The sequence below is a fragment of the Sporolactobacillus inulinus genome (genome assembly GCF_006539285.1).
Classification (GTDB): Bacteria; Bacillota; Bacilli; order Bacillales; family Sporolactobacillaceae; genus Sporolactobacillus; species Sporolactobacillus inulinus.
In genome coordinates, this window is record NZ_BJMS01000086.1 from 1 (window position 1) to 14,662 (window position 14,662).

At 47.9% G+C, this 14,662-nt stretch carries 11 protein-coding genes; 3 read left to right on the forward strand and 8 right to left on the reverse strand.

Translation table 11 applies throughout. The features are described 5' to 3' along the window. Window positions 1-350 precede the first annotated feature (350 nt). Window positions 351-1,589, forward strand: coding sequence for an IS110 family RNA-guided transposase (locus tag SIN01_RS11410; protein ID WP_010023538.1), 1,239 nt, complete (start codon window positions 351-353; stop codon window positions 1,587-1,589). 299 nt (window positions 1,590-1,888) lie between these two features. On the opposite strand, the gene SIN01_RS11415 is transcribed toward SIN01_RS11410, so the two are convergent. From SIN01_RS11415 to SIN01_RS11440, 6 genes are all read right to left on the reverse strand, one after another. Beyond that, the gene (locus tag SIN01_RS11415; protein WP_010023539.1) at window positions 1,889-2,896 is read right to left on the reverse strand and encodes a D-2-hydroxyacid dehydrogenase; all 1,008 of its coding nucleotides are present in this window, start codon (window positions 2,894-2,896) and stop codon (window positions 1,889-1,891) included. Then, complete coding sequence (locus SIN01_RS11420) at window positions 2,893-4,092, reverse strand: pyridoxal phosphate-dependent aminotransferase (RefSeq protein ID WP_237760113.1); 1,200 nt, start codon at window positions 4,090-4,092, stop codon at window positions 2,893-2,895. The genes SIN01_RS11415 and SIN01_RS11420 overlap by 4 nt, the downstream gene beginning before the upstream one ends. A 394-nt stretch (window positions 4,093-4,486) precedes the next feature. Next, window positions 4,487-8,899, reverse strand: coding sequence for a coiled-coil domain-containing protein (locus tag SIN01_RS11425; RefSeq protein ID WP_047034787.1), 4,413 nt, complete (start codon window positions 8,897-8,899; stop codon window positions 4,487-4,489). Continuing rightward, window positions 8,883-9,626 (reverse strand): DUF6063 family protein, encoded by a 744-nt coding sequence (locus SIN01_RS11430; RefSeq protein WP_010024640.1) that lies wholly within the window; start codon window positions 9,624-9,626, stop codon window positions 8,883-8,885. The genes SIN01_RS11425 and SIN01_RS11430 overlap by 17 nt, the downstream gene beginning before the upstream one ends. Continuing rightward, the gene (locus SIN01_RS11435; RefSeq protein WP_010024638.1) at window positions 9,613-11,130 is read right to left on the reverse strand and encodes a hypothetical protein; all 1,518 of its coding nucleotides are present in this window, start codon (window positions 11,128-11,130) and stop codon (window positions 9,613-9,615) included. Before SIN01_RS11435 ends, SIN01_RS11430 begins: the two co-directional genes overlap by 14 nt. Continuing rightward, window positions 11,118-12,134: a Wadjet anti-phage system protein JetD domain-containing protein gene (locus tag SIN01_RS11440; protein ID WP_010024637.1), complete on the reverse strand. Its 1,017-nt coding sequence runs from the start codon at window positions 12,132-12,134 to the stop codon at window positions 11,118-11,120. Before SIN01_RS11440 ends, SIN01_RS11435 begins: the two co-directional genes overlap by 13 nt. 328 nt (window positions 12,135-12,462) lie before the next feature. Between SIN01_RS11440 and nfsA the strand changes: the two genes are divergently transcribed. After that, the gene (nfsA, locus tag SIN01_RS11445) at window positions 12,463-13,212 is read left to right on the forward strand and encodes an oxygen-insensitive NADPH nitroreductase (RefSeq protein WP_010027266.1); all 750 of its coding nucleotides are present in this window, start codon (window positions 12,463-12,465) and stop codon (window positions 13,210-13,212) included. 291 nt (window positions 13,213-13,503) lie between these two features. On the opposite strand, the gene SIN01_RS11450 is transcribed toward nfsA, so the two are convergent. Further along, entirely contained in the window at window positions 13,504-14,043 is a 540-nt protein-coding gene (locus SIN01_RS11450; RefSeq protein ID WP_475297028.1) for a putative immunity protein, read from the reverse strand. Between SIN01_RS11450 and SIN01_RS11455 the strand changes: the two genes are divergently transcribed. Then, window positions 13,990-14,250 carry a hypothetical protein gene (locus SIN01_RS11455; protein ID WP_141306084.1) on the forward strand — a complete coding sequence of 87 codons (261 nt, stop codon included), beginning with the start codon at window positions 13,990-13,992 and terminating at the stop codon, window positions 14,248-14,250. The two genes, SIN01_RS11450 and SIN01_RS11455, sit on opposite strands and share 54 nt — an antisense overlap. Window positions 14,251-14,323: 73 nt before the next feature. Here the strand turns inward: SIN01_RS11455 and SIN01_RS11460 are convergent, their stop codons facing one another. Then, window positions 14,324-14,629 carry an isochorismatase family protein gene (locus SIN01_RS11460; RefSeq protein ID WP_084689004.1) on the reverse strand — a complete coding sequence of 102 codons (306 nt, stop codon included), beginning with the start codon at window positions 14,627-14,629 and terminating at the stop codon, window positions 14,324-14,326. Window positions 14,630-14,662: the final 33 nt, after the last annotated feature.

A 14,662-nucleotide genomic window follows, 5' to 3' on the forward strand; every position in this document is an offset into this window, starting at 1 on the left:
AACTTTTCACTCTCCAGTATATTAATAATGTAGCCAATAATATTAATCTCATCAAATGATTTGGACACCTGGTGATATTCCTAAGATAATGAGTTTAAGGATCATTTGGGTTAATCCTAGCTTTAACTGTAGTTCTACTACTTTGAAAGAATGTTTCCCGGTGTGCGCAAGGGACTTCTTACTCGCAGGCTGTTCCTCTCTGCTTCTCATTATCCTGCTTGAGTAGACAGGATGCGGCTAACTGAGACAGGGATTTAAGTTCTGATAGGCGAGTGTGCTGGTCGGCGTTCACACTTAGGGATATCCCCAGATGCCCAAGTTATCCTAAATGAAAGGAGGATGTGTACATCATGACCTATTTTGTCGGTTTGGACGTTAGTTCACTAGATATTAAAGTCTATATTGAAACTGAGAAAGGGGATAAAGTGAAAGCTTATCCGATCCCAAACAATCGTCCGGGTGCTCTAAAGCTGCGCGATGATCTCGTTTCTTTAGCGGAGGAACAAAGAGTTGATGGATACAAGATTGGCTTGGAATCCACCTCTGTGTACAGTTATCATCCGGCTATGTTTTTTCATACGGATCCTGAATTAAAGAAGATCGGCTGCAGCGTCTATATGCTTAATCCCAAACAAGTTGCCAACTTCAAGAAAAGCTATGCGAATCTGGATAAAACAGATGAGATTGATGCGTTTGTCATTGCCGACTTTCTGAGATTTGGACGTTCCACACTCTCTGTAGTCAAAGAAGAACAGTATATCGCTCTTCAACGGCTGACGCGATCTCGTTTTCTCTTGGTTCAAGAACTAACAAGAGAAAAACAACATTTTCTGCAGCACCTAAACTTTAAATTCAGTCAGTTTACCAAGGATGTCAAAACCTCCGTTTTTGGACAAGCGATTTTGGAATTTTTCAGTGACGAATTCAGCTTAGATGATTTGGCTGATATCTCATTGGAAAAGCTGGCTCTTTACCTTCAGGAAAAGGGAAATCACCACTTTGGTGATCCAAAAAAAGTGGCATCTTCCATCAAAACAGCCGTCAACAATTCTTATCGTCTAAGCCGTTGTGTGGAAGATTCAGTGGATCTTCTCATGAGTACTTCGATTACTCTGATCAGAACGATGAAAGCCCAGATTAAAACCTTAGAAAAGGGCATTCAGAACCTAATCAAGAGTCTGCCTATAGCAAAGCGAACGATCGATACCATTCCGGGAATTGGCCCCATCTTCTCAGCTGGAATCATCGCTGAGGTTGGTCAGATCGATCGATTCCAAAACGAAGCAAAACTGGCGAAGTATGCCGGATTGTATTGGCGTAAGCACCAGTCTGGTACATTTACTGCTGAGGATACTAAACTGTCACGAACTGGGAACGTCTATTTGCGTTATTACCTGATTGAAGCCGCCAATCATGTCATACGCTACGTTCCAGAATACCGAAGGTATTATGAGAAAAAAGCAAATGAAGTTACCACTCATAAACACAAACGTGCGCTCGTTCTTACGGCAAGAAAATTGGTCCGCATGGTCGACGCTCTGCTCCGTCACCATGAAATTTATGCACCGAGCAAAGGGATGACCGGATGAGTCAAAAATGACCATTCAAAACCCTTTGTTAGATTCCAGTATTTTACATTTTATACTGGGCTTAGGTTAGAGTACGCCTTTTTGTTCATAAATTAACAAATATAATTTATAAAGCGCTTGACATAATACCGCAGGTCTTTCACGGTATTAGCTTTAAACGCTATCCAGTTTGATTCATCTTTCCCAAGTAAAACCCGCGTATTCACACAGGATACGCGGGTTTTGGCAATGTTTCTATGAAATTATTGATGCAGCGCTGCATCTGTTGTCTGTCTGATCTGCATGAGCAGTCCTTCTTTTTAGTTTTCTACAGCTACTTTGTTCAGCTGATGCTCGCTTGTGCCGGTTTTCAAAATCGCCAAGACGTCGTTCAGGCTGATCTCAACCATATTTTGCACGGCTTTGTTGGTGTAGAAACCAATATGCGGCGTAATCAGTACATTTGGCAGCGTTCGCAAGACCTTCAGCTGCTCGCTTGGAAGTTCTTTGCCGCACAGATCCTGATTGAAGAAGTGCTCCTCACCGTTCAGTGTATCCAGTGCTGCGCCGGCTATTTGCTTGTTCTGCAGTGCGGCAATCAACGCATCGGTATCGACGACCGGGCCGCGCGATGCATTGATGAGCACGGCATCGTTCTTCATTAGCGCCAAGGCATCAGCATCAATCAATTGAGTCGTTGAATCCATAAGCGGCACATGAAGGGTCACAACGTCTGCCGCTTGTAGCAGTTCTTCCTTGGAAACGTAGGTGACAATGTCTTTCAGCTCTACACGTTCGACAATATCATTTGCGATCACCGTCGCGCCAAGCGCTTTGAATAAGCGTGCAACCGTACCGCCGATCCGTCCGGCCCCGATAATGCCTACGGTAAGTGAACGGATTTCACGCGCCATCAGTCCTGCCCAGCGAAAATCCTGCTCTGCGCCGCGTGCATCGAACAAGGGCAAGTTGCGAATCAGGCGCATTGTTTGCGTCAGCGCCAGCTCGGCAACCGAGTTCGGCGAATAAGCCGGCACATTGGTGACGACAAGTCCGCGTTCACTTGCCTGCTCGAGATCGATCATATCGTAGCCGGCTGTACGCGAGGTCAGCTGCCTCAGTCCATTTTTCTGAAGCGTCTCGTAAACCGCTGGGTTGCTGATGTGGCTGCGCTGCTGAATCACGATCCCGTCATAACCTTTAGTAAGTTGCGCGGTTTCTGCATCTAACTCCAGCCGGTTGATGTCCACCTGAACACCGGTTTTCTTTTCCCATTCCCTGATTGCTGCCTCTTCATCATCGCGAACGCTGAACATAATGATTTTCATTGTTGCACGCTCCTTTGTTTTTTATTTGTTTCCGCATAGGTTGCGATTCGGCGCATCGCTTCTTGCAGCTGTTCCATGCTTGCGGCATAACTGATTCGAATATAGCCTTCGCCGCCAGGTCCGAAAGAGCCGCCCGGAATCACCGCTACCTTTGCTTTGTGTGCCAAATCTCTGCTGAACGCCATGCTTTTTTGAATCATATGCGCCGGGATTTTAGCAAACAGGTAAAAAGCGCCTTGCGGTTTGACGCAATCGAACCCGATTTTACTCATCGCTTCGTAGACAAAGTCACGTCTTTTCTGATATTCCGCGCGCATGTGAATGCCGTCATCCATGCCGTTTTCGAAGGCTTCCAGTGCCGCATCCTGAGCAACCGTGGCCGTCGAAGTAATCGTGAATTGATGGATCTTGCCGAGTTCCGTTGCGATCACGGCCGGTGCACAGATAAAGCCGATCCGCCAGCCGGTCATCGCATGCGATTTCGATGCGCCATTGATCACGATCGCCTGATCCGGGAGGTATTCCGCCATCGATACATGGCGTTCACCGTAAGTCAGTTCACTGTAGATGTCATCGCAGATTACAAAGATGTCATGCTTTTTCAAAACATTTGCCAGCGCTTCGATTTGCTCGCGGCGGTAGGTGACGCCGGTCGGGTTGCACGGGAAGTTGAAAATAACGGCTTTAACGGCATCACCATGCTCAGCAAGCGTTTTTTCAAGCAGCTCCGGTGAGAGCACAAACCCGTTAGCAGATGTATCCATGAATACCGGCTCTGCTTTGGCAAGCAGTGTGTCCGGTATGTAGAGCGGAAAGATCGGCGTCGGCATCAGCACCTTGTCGCCCGGATTCAAAATTGAGGTGAGTACGGTGTAGATGGCTTCGGTTGCTCCTGCTGTGACAAGGATTTCATGATCCGCATTGTAGAACAGGCCATACTTTTTCTCGAGAAAATGACTGATGGCTTGGCGCAGCTCGGGTGTCCCGTTCGGCGGTGCATAGTGGCTGCGGTTATTATCGATACTGCGTCTCCCGGCTTCTTTCACATGTTCTGGCGTATTGAAATCCGGTTCCCCGATCGTTAACTTAATAATTCCCGGAATTGCTGAGGCTTCCTGATCGAATTTTAAAATATCGGACGGTTGAATCAAACTCAATTCTTTTTTCATCTTGCTAACTAATGAATGTGTCATCATGATTTCCCCTTTTCCAATGTGTAAAAAACACCCACGGTCTCAATAAACCGTGGGTGCTGCGGAATGCTTTGCGATAAAATAAAAACCACACGGATTATTGATAGTTAATCCATGTGGTTATTTTTCCAAGTTTAATCGTACCGCCTTGGCTCCCGCATGGATGCAAGCTTCTGGAGAAGTGTTTGCATCCGGCGAAGCGAATACAAACACTAGCGAAAGAAACCAAAGTAGTAATAAAAGTTATTCAATTGGAGTTTTCCTGCTCGTTTCATGACCAAGGACTCCTTTTGAGTTGGTGTTATTATTTATATCAGACTTTTTAAAAAGTGTCAATGTTATTTTTTGATCCACTTGAGAAGTGAATGAACCTCATTCAATTAATCCCCAAAATTGATCAATCAAACAACCCCATCTGCTCCGTTTCACCGAGGCGCTCAAGGCTTTGCGGGGCGTGGTCTTCAAAGTACGCTTTGCTGATTTGTTTTTCCTTGGTCATGACTTGCTTGCCAGAATCGGATGCTCCTCTCAAGCGGCAGCTGTAAATGACAGGGAAATAGTCTTGCAAAAATTTCCCTTCTGCCAGTGCCGTGAGGGCAATCATTTGGAAACCGAGCTGCTGGGCGACAAAAAACACCGGGCTCAGGACATGATCACTGGATGCCTGACCGAACGGATTGTCGAGAATAACCGCCCGGTGCAGCTGTCCATTGGATTTAAGATGCTTCTTCTTCTCCGCGACATAATTGAGGATGCCAAGGAAGAGCGTCATGTTCTTGCTCCAGCGTTCGCCTCCGGACCAAATATTACTCGTCTCCCATGTATAATAACGCGTCGACACCGTGCTGTCGCTTGCCACTTTGCGTAGCGTCACCTTTAAGACATCGCTGCCGATGATCTCGCGAAGCAATTGTTTCGATTGCAGCCAAGTATCCAGCGCTTTACGTATTTTTCCACTATCCTGCCGACCCTCTTCATTTAAGAAGCTCGGGTCTTTCAGCTTTTTGAGAATCCATTCAATGTGATTGCGGATGCGCGCTTTACCGTCCTCTTCTTTCCACTCCGGTATGGTAAAGGAATAAATCTGTTTCCAATCGTCTTTAACTTTGACTTTGGTTTTCTTCGGAATCTGCCGCAGTTCTTCCGCCAGCGTACGCAAATGCGTTTGAATTTGATCGATGAACAACTGAAGATCCTTGTCGCTTTGACGGATGTGCTCACGGGCATAGTGGGAAATCCGCTCGATCCGCAGTGACATATTTTTCTTGAATGCGACGATCTCTTCATAGCTCTGTTTTGTTTCGATGCCGCTGATTGCCATTTGTCTGAGCTTAACATCGGAAATCTGCGTCCTGCAAAAAGTCTTAAAGGTCTGCTGTGCACGTCCAACCTCAGCTTTACCGGCCGTCACATCGGCTTGATTTTCTTCTAATCCACGAGTAATCCCTGACACAGACTTTTTACGATTATAGGTAAAATCGTTGATTTCTTCGCTGGTTAACGCAATCGCTTCAATGTCCGGTGCCGTGAAGTGATGCGCAATTTCAAATTTATCAAGCTGCGTTCTTGCCTGATTGATGGCGGTCAGCTCTTTCTCAATGCGACTGGATTCCTGATCAAGATAGCTTTTACGTTCGTTCAGACGTTTTTTTTCGTCATAGAGATCCTGGGCCGCATTCCCCGCGTAGGCATGGAAAGAAACAACGGCCTCGTTTGGAAAATGCTGCTGGAACTGTTCCTTGCGGCTGGACAATTTTCCGTCCTGTTTGTCCTTTTCTGATCGCGCCGCCTGTGCGGCATCGGCGCGGCGTTTTTCTTCCTTGGCAAGTTGTTTGATTCGGCTCTGAAGCAGGATCAGCTGCTGATCACCGTCACCCGGGAATACTTGCGTTTCATCAATGGCGTCGTACTCGAGGCGCAGACGGCTCATGGCTTCGTCAAGGTGCTTGATTTCGCTTGCTGCACCCTTACGTTTTTCTTCCCATTCGCCGCGCGTTTTGTTGATTTGATTCAAGCGCATTTCTAAATTCTTGATCTGTTCCTTGATGACCGCTTTGCTTTTGTCTGTCTTCTCCGGGGTCAAGGCGCGCAAAGCGAGATAGTCATCATTCCGTTTCAAGATACGCAATTCGGCGGAAACATTGCTGAGCCGAGCATCAATGCTTCTTCTTTTCTCGTTCAGCGCATTGATCGCATCCAAGACTGCTGCGAGCCTTTGCTCTGCGGCGTGCACATTTTCTTTCGCTTGTTTTAAAAGCCCTTGCTCTGCTTCAATGGTTTTCTCGATGACAAGCGCGCGGCGCGCTTTTTCCATATACAGTGCCAATCCGCTTCGTTCATCACGGAACTGATCGATTTTCGCCTTGCTGCGGATCAGCTCGGCTTCCAAATCGTCTTCTTCTTGTTCCGACTTGCGAATCGACATAATGAGCGTCTCGATATTATTTTGCAGCTCGTTCTTTTTCGCCCGCTTCTCTTCGACCGTCTGATAAGGGTATTCGTTTAAAAAGCTGCGGAACGCATGGAGCGTCTGCTGGCAGCGTGCGGATTCGCGTTCACTCGCCACACGCTGCTCGGTCGCCTGAGCGGCTTCACCGCCAAGCCGCTTTTTCCATTCGGCAAATGAATCGGGATTTGTATTGTCCCGCCATTGCTCCGGCGCCACCCACTGAACCGCATTTTGCACATCCGCCGACAGTGCTTCCTCAGTTGAAAGTACAGTGACCGGATATTGCAGACGCGATGCGACTTGATCCAATTTTTTCACCAGTTTCGCCTTTTCCGTAGCCGTGGTTACAAGTGTGAGCGGCCAAAGTGGATACCCCAGCATCCGACTTTGCTCCGAATCATCCACCATTTGCAAGTATTCCACACCAGTCGCCAGAAAAGCGAATTGATTTTTCCATGTCGGCAGACGCTTGTCCAAATAAGCATCACCAAAAAACTGCTCCTGATCACCGTGATCATCGACAAATCGGCGAGCGACCCGTTCTTTATATAAAAGTTCCTCACGCTCAGCAGCGAGGCGATCCATTGTCTCACGGAGCCGCTCCATAATCGAATCCTGGTCAAGAAAGACGGTTTCGAGTCCGCCCCATTGCGCGCGCAGTTCCGACAGCTGTTTGATGATTCCGCGCTCTGCCTTCTCCATCTGCGCGAGTGCATTTTGCAGCTGATCCGCTTCACGCATCGTCCCATTCTTCTCATCCTGAAGCGCTGATTTTTGTTTCTGAAGTTCCGTTTGGCTTGCGCGCAGCCCCTTCTCCTTCTGCATCAGAGCAATGATTGACTCGTCTAAGAATTGATCGCGTTCCGTCCATTTTACAAGCTGGTCTTTAACCGTTTCCTGCTCCGGATTGATCGGGAGCTCACGAATAAGTTGTGCCAATGCTTCCTTTTGTGACTGCAACCGGCCCTCAATATTCGCACATGCATCACGGAGCTTTTTCTCATTCTCGCTACATGATTTTTGCATCTGCTCTTGTTCATCGATTTGCTCTATGACCGGAAACAGGTCCGTTTTCAGCTGCTGCTCCGTTGTTTCTAAGCCTTCGATTTCGTGCAGCAGACAGCCGAGCAGCTGCCGCTTAGCCCGTTCAAAATGATTGCGCAGCTCGCGCGCATCTGCACGCTGATCCATCGCCTCCAGCTGCCGCTCGCACTCCTGGAGCAGCTCTATCTGCTCCTTATGCTGAGCCGTCGCTTTCGCCCATTGCAACGAGGCATAGGCGTGCCGATCTTTTTGCAACTGCTCTTCCGTTTCCGTTTGTGCAGCAAGTGCTTTTTTATAGGCTTGTTCCAATTGTTCAAGGGCCGTTTGTTCTGTAAAAATTTTGTAGGATTCCGCTTTCACCGCGTGCGTAAAGCTGTCCTTTTTCCATTCGAGAAGCTTCGCGCCATTCGCCTCTTGCTCCGCTTGCTGCTTGTGCTGCTGATCGGTCAGTTCCTTCCAGACCCCTTTTGCCCGCTGCTTCGTTTTCGTGTAGGTCAGTTCACGTTCATGAAGCGCCTCATAAGTTTTGCTATACTCCTCAAGTGCGCTGCTGATTTGCTCGTTTTCTTCGATCGTCTCTTTCAGCTTCTGATAATTTTTCAGACTCTCAAGCTGTTTTTCAAACAAATCCGCGAAAAGGTGGCGGTCATGGCCAACCATCGAATCCTCCACCGTCGGGATCAGCAGACGGTCAAACAGCTGACTCGTGTTCTTGCATTCATCAAAAAAGGCTTCAACGCCGCCCTCAGAGCTGTTAATTTTGACAACGCTCTCCCATTCGCTGGAAATGATGTTGTATTGCTCCTCAAGAAAAGACTTATAGTCCTTGATCGTCTTAAAGGTCTGCGCACTGAGCGTCTTCTCGTGCATGCCGCTGTAATAATCTTGCATTTCACCGCGATCTGCAGGACGCTTGCCGCCTCTGATGTCGCGGACAAACGGAATCCCCTCAATACCGTTTGGATCATTTTCGTGGTATTCATAAACATAGCGTAGCGAATCGAGCGCATTCTTCGTTGTAAAAAGTGAGACCGCAGTCACCACATAACGTCTCGGCCGCTCATTGATGATCCATTCGATTGCGATATGTGCCGGTGCGCCGCCTAGCATCAACGTGTTTTTTATTTTGCGGTCGGCAAGGTCGGTATGCGGCAGAATCGCCTGAAGCGCGGTTTGAATAAACACCGTCTTCCCGCCGCCGTTTTCAATCAGAATCGCACCATTATGTCCGTCAAAGAGAAACAGTTCGTCATTATAGCGTTTGTTGCCTTCTTCGTAGATCACATTTGTCAAGCGGATTTTACTGATCGTCGGCATGCGGTTCATCTCCTTCAAAACCGTATATGAATTCAAAAATTCCCTTATTATATTCAACTTCCATAAAATAACGCTGAATGATCGTTTTCGCTTTCTCCGTCAGCCTGATCTCTTCATTGCCAATGTCTTGCACCAGATCCTGATCGGTCAGGAACCGTTTGACCGTATTAATAAAACTCATGCGGCTGATCGTGTTGCCGCTTTGCTTCTTGGCGGTCTCTTTAATGTCATCCATGTCATCCCATTTTTCAATAATCAACCGCCAGTTATAGGAAAACTCTTGCTCCAACTGTTTTAGTTCCTCTTCATCATGCGTTTTCAACTGATCGATACGTTCCTGGATAAAACGTACCCACTCATCGAGGCGCAGAAACAGCCGCGTCGGTTCCTGACTCTGGTAAGTATCATAAAAACTGCCAAACAGAATCATTGTGGCAAAGTAGAGCAGATAGAGGTCGCCATTGGTTGCTCCGGTGCGCAGGTAGTGGCGTTTAATCCAGTCATTGCTGGTGTGAAAAGGTGACAGCTTGGTTTCAGGCACGAGAAACAGTTGTTCACTCGTGCTGATGACGACGCAATCCACTTCTCTTGCAAAGGTGTCCAGCAAGCCGCGGATCGCATCATCTGCACGGTAATTTTGCACGGCGTCTTCCGCTGCAGCGCCGTCTCGAGCAAGAATCGTATAAAGGCGAAACGCTTGAATCACTTTTTGTTCAGGATAGTTCATTGTTGCCCTCCTCCACATGGATCAGCAGCTCCTGAATCGAGAAGCGCTTGGCTGTTTGAATGATGCCTCTTCCTTCACGCACATGAAGTACCCGATTTCCGAGCAGCGCCAATGCCTCATCAAGCACCGCTTTTGCTCCATCGTCATCCTCTATTTCCCCATTCCTGATCGGTGAACGCTGGTGCAGAATAAGCCAAAACTGGTAAAAATAACGCTGCTCAACCCAATCCGAGTGCTCGTTTTCTTCGAGAAAATTGATGAATTGAGACAGTTTCCGAACGCCGCTTTGCTCGGAAGCGCGCAGAAACAGAGCCATTAATTCTCGATATTTTTGCGTCAGAATACGTCGATAGGGCAAGGATTCATCCGCTGAAGAAACATTAATAAAACCTTGATCATCCGCCGATTCACGATCTTCATTGATTTTCTGATCGGCGAGAATGGTCAGTGGCGACCATTGCTTGTTCTCCTCTACCTTTAGAAACGGCTGGAGCACGCCGCTCATCGCTTCAAGCGGCAAAGGCGTGGCAATGATTTTCGCAGACACATCTTGATCGAAATTGAAGGCCTGTATGCCTGTGTAGTACAGGGATTCTTGCGCCGTGAGCAGCGTGGTATTCTTCAAGTCGCCGGTTTGTTGCAAAAGCCGTGTATGGTCGTAATGGACCGACTCCAGTTCATGAGCAATGCGCAGAACGAGATCATAGGTACGCGATTCTTTCTTATGCATATCCTTTGCGTACAGGCGCTGGCGAGTCTCTTTCACAAAAGCACGCAGCTCTTTGAATTCATCATTCTCCCGGTTCAGCCGCCCGTAAATATCCTCAAGCAGCTGCTTATAGCGCTCAAAGGTCTCTTCAGACACGATACTGCGCTGGATTTCGTGTTTGAGCCGCGTCATGCGCTCGACAAGGCTTTCCACATCAATGCGCATTTCATTGATCTGCCTGAGGGCGCCCTTGAATTCGCCCTTGTCCAACTGCTTGCGCAGCATGAGCTGATTGATCGACAACTGAAACTCACTGTAAAATTCTTTCGTCGCAAAAACGAGTTCAAGCCCGTCCTCATCCAAAGTGTAGTACTGCTGATTCGTTTTCAGATCGAAACTGCTCGCCTTCAAAATCGAGTAATCAATTCCATCGTCCGCGCCGGTTTCCCAATTAAAAAAGCTATAGCGCCGTTTTTTCCCGGTGGTTGGGCGGAAGGTCTGAATAATCGATCGGGCCAGGCGCTCGTAATCTTCATGATCCAGCCGGTACTGCATTTCAGCCGTTTTTTCTAAAAAAGCAGCCAGTTGTTTCGCTCCCGCCTTATACTGGCGCATCAGCTTCTGCTCAAAGAAAAACAGCAGCGCAAGAAGCCCAAGGCCTTTCATGTCGATGTCTTTTTTCTCGTGGTCCTGTTCACGCTTGCGCTCCAGCTCATAAAGCGGATCAAACAAAGCAAGCCGACGTATCCGCTCCTTATAGCCGCTGACGATCTCGCGCAGATCTAGTTCTTCCAATCGGCTTCCCTCCCTATCTGCTGCAATTCATTAGTCTTCAAGATTTCCTGCGGATAATAGTTTCCATTTTGAAGTGCGCTCTGTATTTGCTGCGCTTCCGGTTTCGGAAAATGGGTGAGAAAAGCATCGATCGCCGTGCTGCGCGCCTGTTGGTACGCTTTCCCCGCTGCCGCCTTTTTCTTCAGACATGCCTCATAAAAAGGAAGTGCCGGCTCTGCTGCTTGCTTTTGATTGAGTGAATACCAGATTGATAGTCCTTCTCGATCCAGATCGCCGAAATACAGAAAGCGGTGCGCTGCCCGAACCGGATACTGCATCGAAAACTGCTCGATACTTTTAATCACCGCTTTACCGCAGCCATAAATCAGTGTGGCAAAACGTGTCTGTTTTAATACCGGCAGCAAGCCTTGATAGGTCGTTTTATTTTCAACAATCAGATGTGTTTGTTCGGATTCATGAATGAATCGAGGATTGATCGCAAGCATCAGTGGATCGGAGACGGGAAGGATATTAAGGCGCGCATACAAGCCGGTCTTCTCAAGCAGTTCCCTTCCGCCTTTTTCATCAATCCATTTTTCATCGGCAACGAGTTCAAAGCTGCGCTCCGGTGCCGGAACCGCTTCTTGCGGAAATCCATGGTTCTTAAGGTAGTGGTCCACTTTGATGAGGTCAGGCAGATCGCTCGCCCACAATTCCGGATCGCTGCGATAATAGCTATCCAGACTGATCGCTCGGTGCAGCTTGCTCCGGTAGTGCTGGAGCTCTTTATGGTAGTCGCCGCTCATCGCGCTTTTATTAATTCGGTAGCGATTGGCAAGCGCGGGTGTACGGATTGTTCGCCCCGAAGCACGGATCATCACCAGCACCTGATGACGCTCAAATTCGCGCACAGCTTCAGCGAAATCCGTATAGGAGCTGAAAAAGGGATTGAGCAGCTGTTGAAGCTCATCCAAATTGATCGTTTTCTTTGCAAAGGTTGCAATACGCTTTGTTACTTCATCCATAAAATGCCCCCGAATTCCTGCTATAGTACTATTGTACTAAATTTTCGAAGTATTTTCCTCATGACCTGACAGATGATGAAATTTTCCAGATGAATGGTTTATCAGTCAGTTTGGGCGGTTTATCAGGCAGTTTGCGAATTTTATCAACCAGTTTGGGCGGTTTATCAGTCAGTTTGAGCGGTTTATCAGGCAGTTTGCGAATTTTATCAACCAGTTTGGGCGGTTTATCAGTCAGTTTTATTAGTGATTCTTCCCTTTTCCCCTCCATGCTATAATCATAGTAACTGTTAAACAAGATCTATTTATGAAAAAAGGAGTATCCATTGGCATGAATGAAACAATTAGAACCCTTTTAAATCACCGCAGCATACGCAGTTTTACCGATCAGAAGATTCCTGAAGAACAGATCGATCTGATGGTTCGCGCCGCGCAGCATGCATCAACGAGCAACTTTTTCCAACAATACTCGATCATCCGTGTCACTGATCCGGCAAAGAAACAGGCGCTGGCCGAGATTGGCAATCAGCACTATATCGCTGAAGCTGACGGTCTGTTTGTCCTTGTTGTTGACTTGCATCGCAATGCCGCAATTGCCAAGGCGAAGGAGCAGCCGTCCGATGTACTCGGTTCGACCGACTTTTTCTTCCGTGCCTTCAGTGATACGGTCATCGCTGCGCAGAACCTCGTAACTGCAGCAGAAAGTCTGGGACTTGGCGCCGTTTATCTTGGCAGTATCTTAAACGATCCTCAAGCGGTGGTTGATTTATTAAAACTACCAAAACTGACCTTCCCGGCGTTCGGTGTTGCCACCGGCTATCCAAACCAAGCGCCGCAGCTGAAGCCGCGCCTGCCAAAAGAAGCCGTATATTTTGAAAATGAATACCATTCAATGGAGCAGCCGCTTGAGGAATTAAAGGACTATGATCATGTCGTCAATCAGTACTATGATCTGCGCGATGCCAACCGCCGCGTCGATACGTTTACCAACCAGATCGCAAAAGCCGTCACAGGAACCCAATCGGAAAACAAGAAAAAAATGATGGAAACGTTGAAAGCGCAGGGATTGTTTCAGTATTGAGGGGATGATTCTGCAGGTGGATGAATGCCAGACTCGCGATCATGACTTGGATAAGGACGTGCAGCAAGAATAATCATCGATAGATGAGCACTCATCCCAGTTACAACGGCCAGCGTTTTGGCCTTTCTTTGTGAGTGATTTTGGCGGTTCGATCGCACTTGGATTTACTTGATTGCTTAATCCAGAGTTTGGAGATCCCTTTCCAGACTCATTTTTTTATGCTCTCATTTGAGATAAGCCGCGCTAGTGAGGGCCATTTTTGTTCCTTTTAAGCAATAGCTATCGCGCAAATCATTCTTTTTTGATAAAAATTGCAAGCTCGCACAGCCGATCGTATTGCCACATGCGTTCCTGATCCACCGCCTTCAGATCGCCGTCAGTCGCATAAAAGACGCTTTTAGCAGCATAGGTCGATGCATGGATTGCGTGCCCTGTCATATGTGCGGTAGCTGCCGCTTGGCCGGCAGCTCGAGCCGCGGCAATAGCCGCATCGCTTTTGGCTGTGCGGGCGGCTGCATGGGCGGCAAAAGCTGTTTTTCGTGCATCACCGACGTTAATGCGCCCGCGTGCCCACGCTCGTGCCGCATCCACTGCTTTTCTCGGGCGATTGTCTTTCGGACGTTCCTGATCAAAATAGCGAATAACATGTTCCGCGCATTGTACCGCCCACAGCGCAGCAATCTTTTGACTTACCGTTTGAAGCTTCTCATCAATTGCCTTCTTACGTTCTGATTCTATGAATTTCATAACATCCCTCCTTGGCAGGCGGTTATTTCCGTGGGGCAGGCGCTTCTGTTTGCCGCTGTTTCTACACGATCTGCCCCAGAACAGGTTGCGTCTCTGCCCGCGTGCCCAAAATCAGCACCTGTTTATGCCTCCTTATTTTCTCCAATTTTTCAAAGATCATTGGTTTTTTCTTTTTCGGGAAAGCCCAAATCCATTTTAGGAAAGCCCATCCAGATGTTCCGGGCAGATCGCGTCCCCGAATCAATCATTCCGCATCATCCATCCTGCGAAGCGCCGTTTTTCATCGCTTAAAAACCTCTCCCAGCATTTTGGAAGAGGTCAGCAGCAATCGCGCTTAATCGTCTAAATTGAACAAAACGTGAGATCATCGGTAACGCTCATGAATCGGCTGAAAGAGTGCTTCATCCGAATTCCGGACGAGCGAAAAATGGTCATCGTTGTCATAGCCATTCAACGTTTGATTATGATGTTTCACGATCTGTTCTGCCGACAAAACCGGGGTGTCCGCGGTTCCATGGGCGTCGCCGACCAAGGTAACATCAAAGCCGTTGACCGTTGCCATCCGAACGGCGGTATCAATACAATATTCAGTCTGACAACCGGCAATCACAAGATGCTCGATGGCGCGTTCTTTGAGGTAGTCCAATAACGATGTGTGTTCAACTACCACCGACTAAGGTCGGATGGATTGATAGCGGTAGTG

Excerpts from the sequence above, each read along its gene's own strand:
- SIN01_RS11440 (WP_010024637.1), bottom strand. The coding sequence starts at position 12,134 with ATGGATGAAGTAACAAAGCGTATTGCAACCTTTGCAAAGAAAACGATC.
- SIN01_RS11420 (WP_237760113.1), bottom strand. The coding sequence starts at position 4,092 with ATGATGACACATTCATTAGTTAGCAAGATGAAAAAAGAATTGAGTTTG.
- SIN01_RS11425 (WP_047034787.1), bottom strand. The coding sequence starts at position 8,899 with ATGCCGACGATCAGTAAAATCCGCTTGACAAATGTGATCTACGAAGAA.
- SIN01_RS11410 (WP_010023538.1), top strand. The coding sequence starts at position 351 with ATGACCTATTTTGTCGGTTTGGACGTTAGTTCACTAGATATTAAAGTC.
- SIN01_RS11415 (WP_010023539.1), bottom strand. The coding sequence starts at position 2,896 with ATGAAAATCATTATGTTCAGCGTTCGCGATGATGAAGAGGCAGCAATC.
- nfsA (WP_010027266.1), top strand. The coding sequence starts at position 12,463 with ATGAATGAAACAATTAGAACCCTTTTAAATCACCGCAGCATACGCAGT.
- SIN01_RS11430 (WP_010024640.1), bottom strand. The coding sequence starts at position 9,626 with ATGAACTATCCTGAACAAAAAGTGATTCAAGCGTTTCGCCTTTATACG.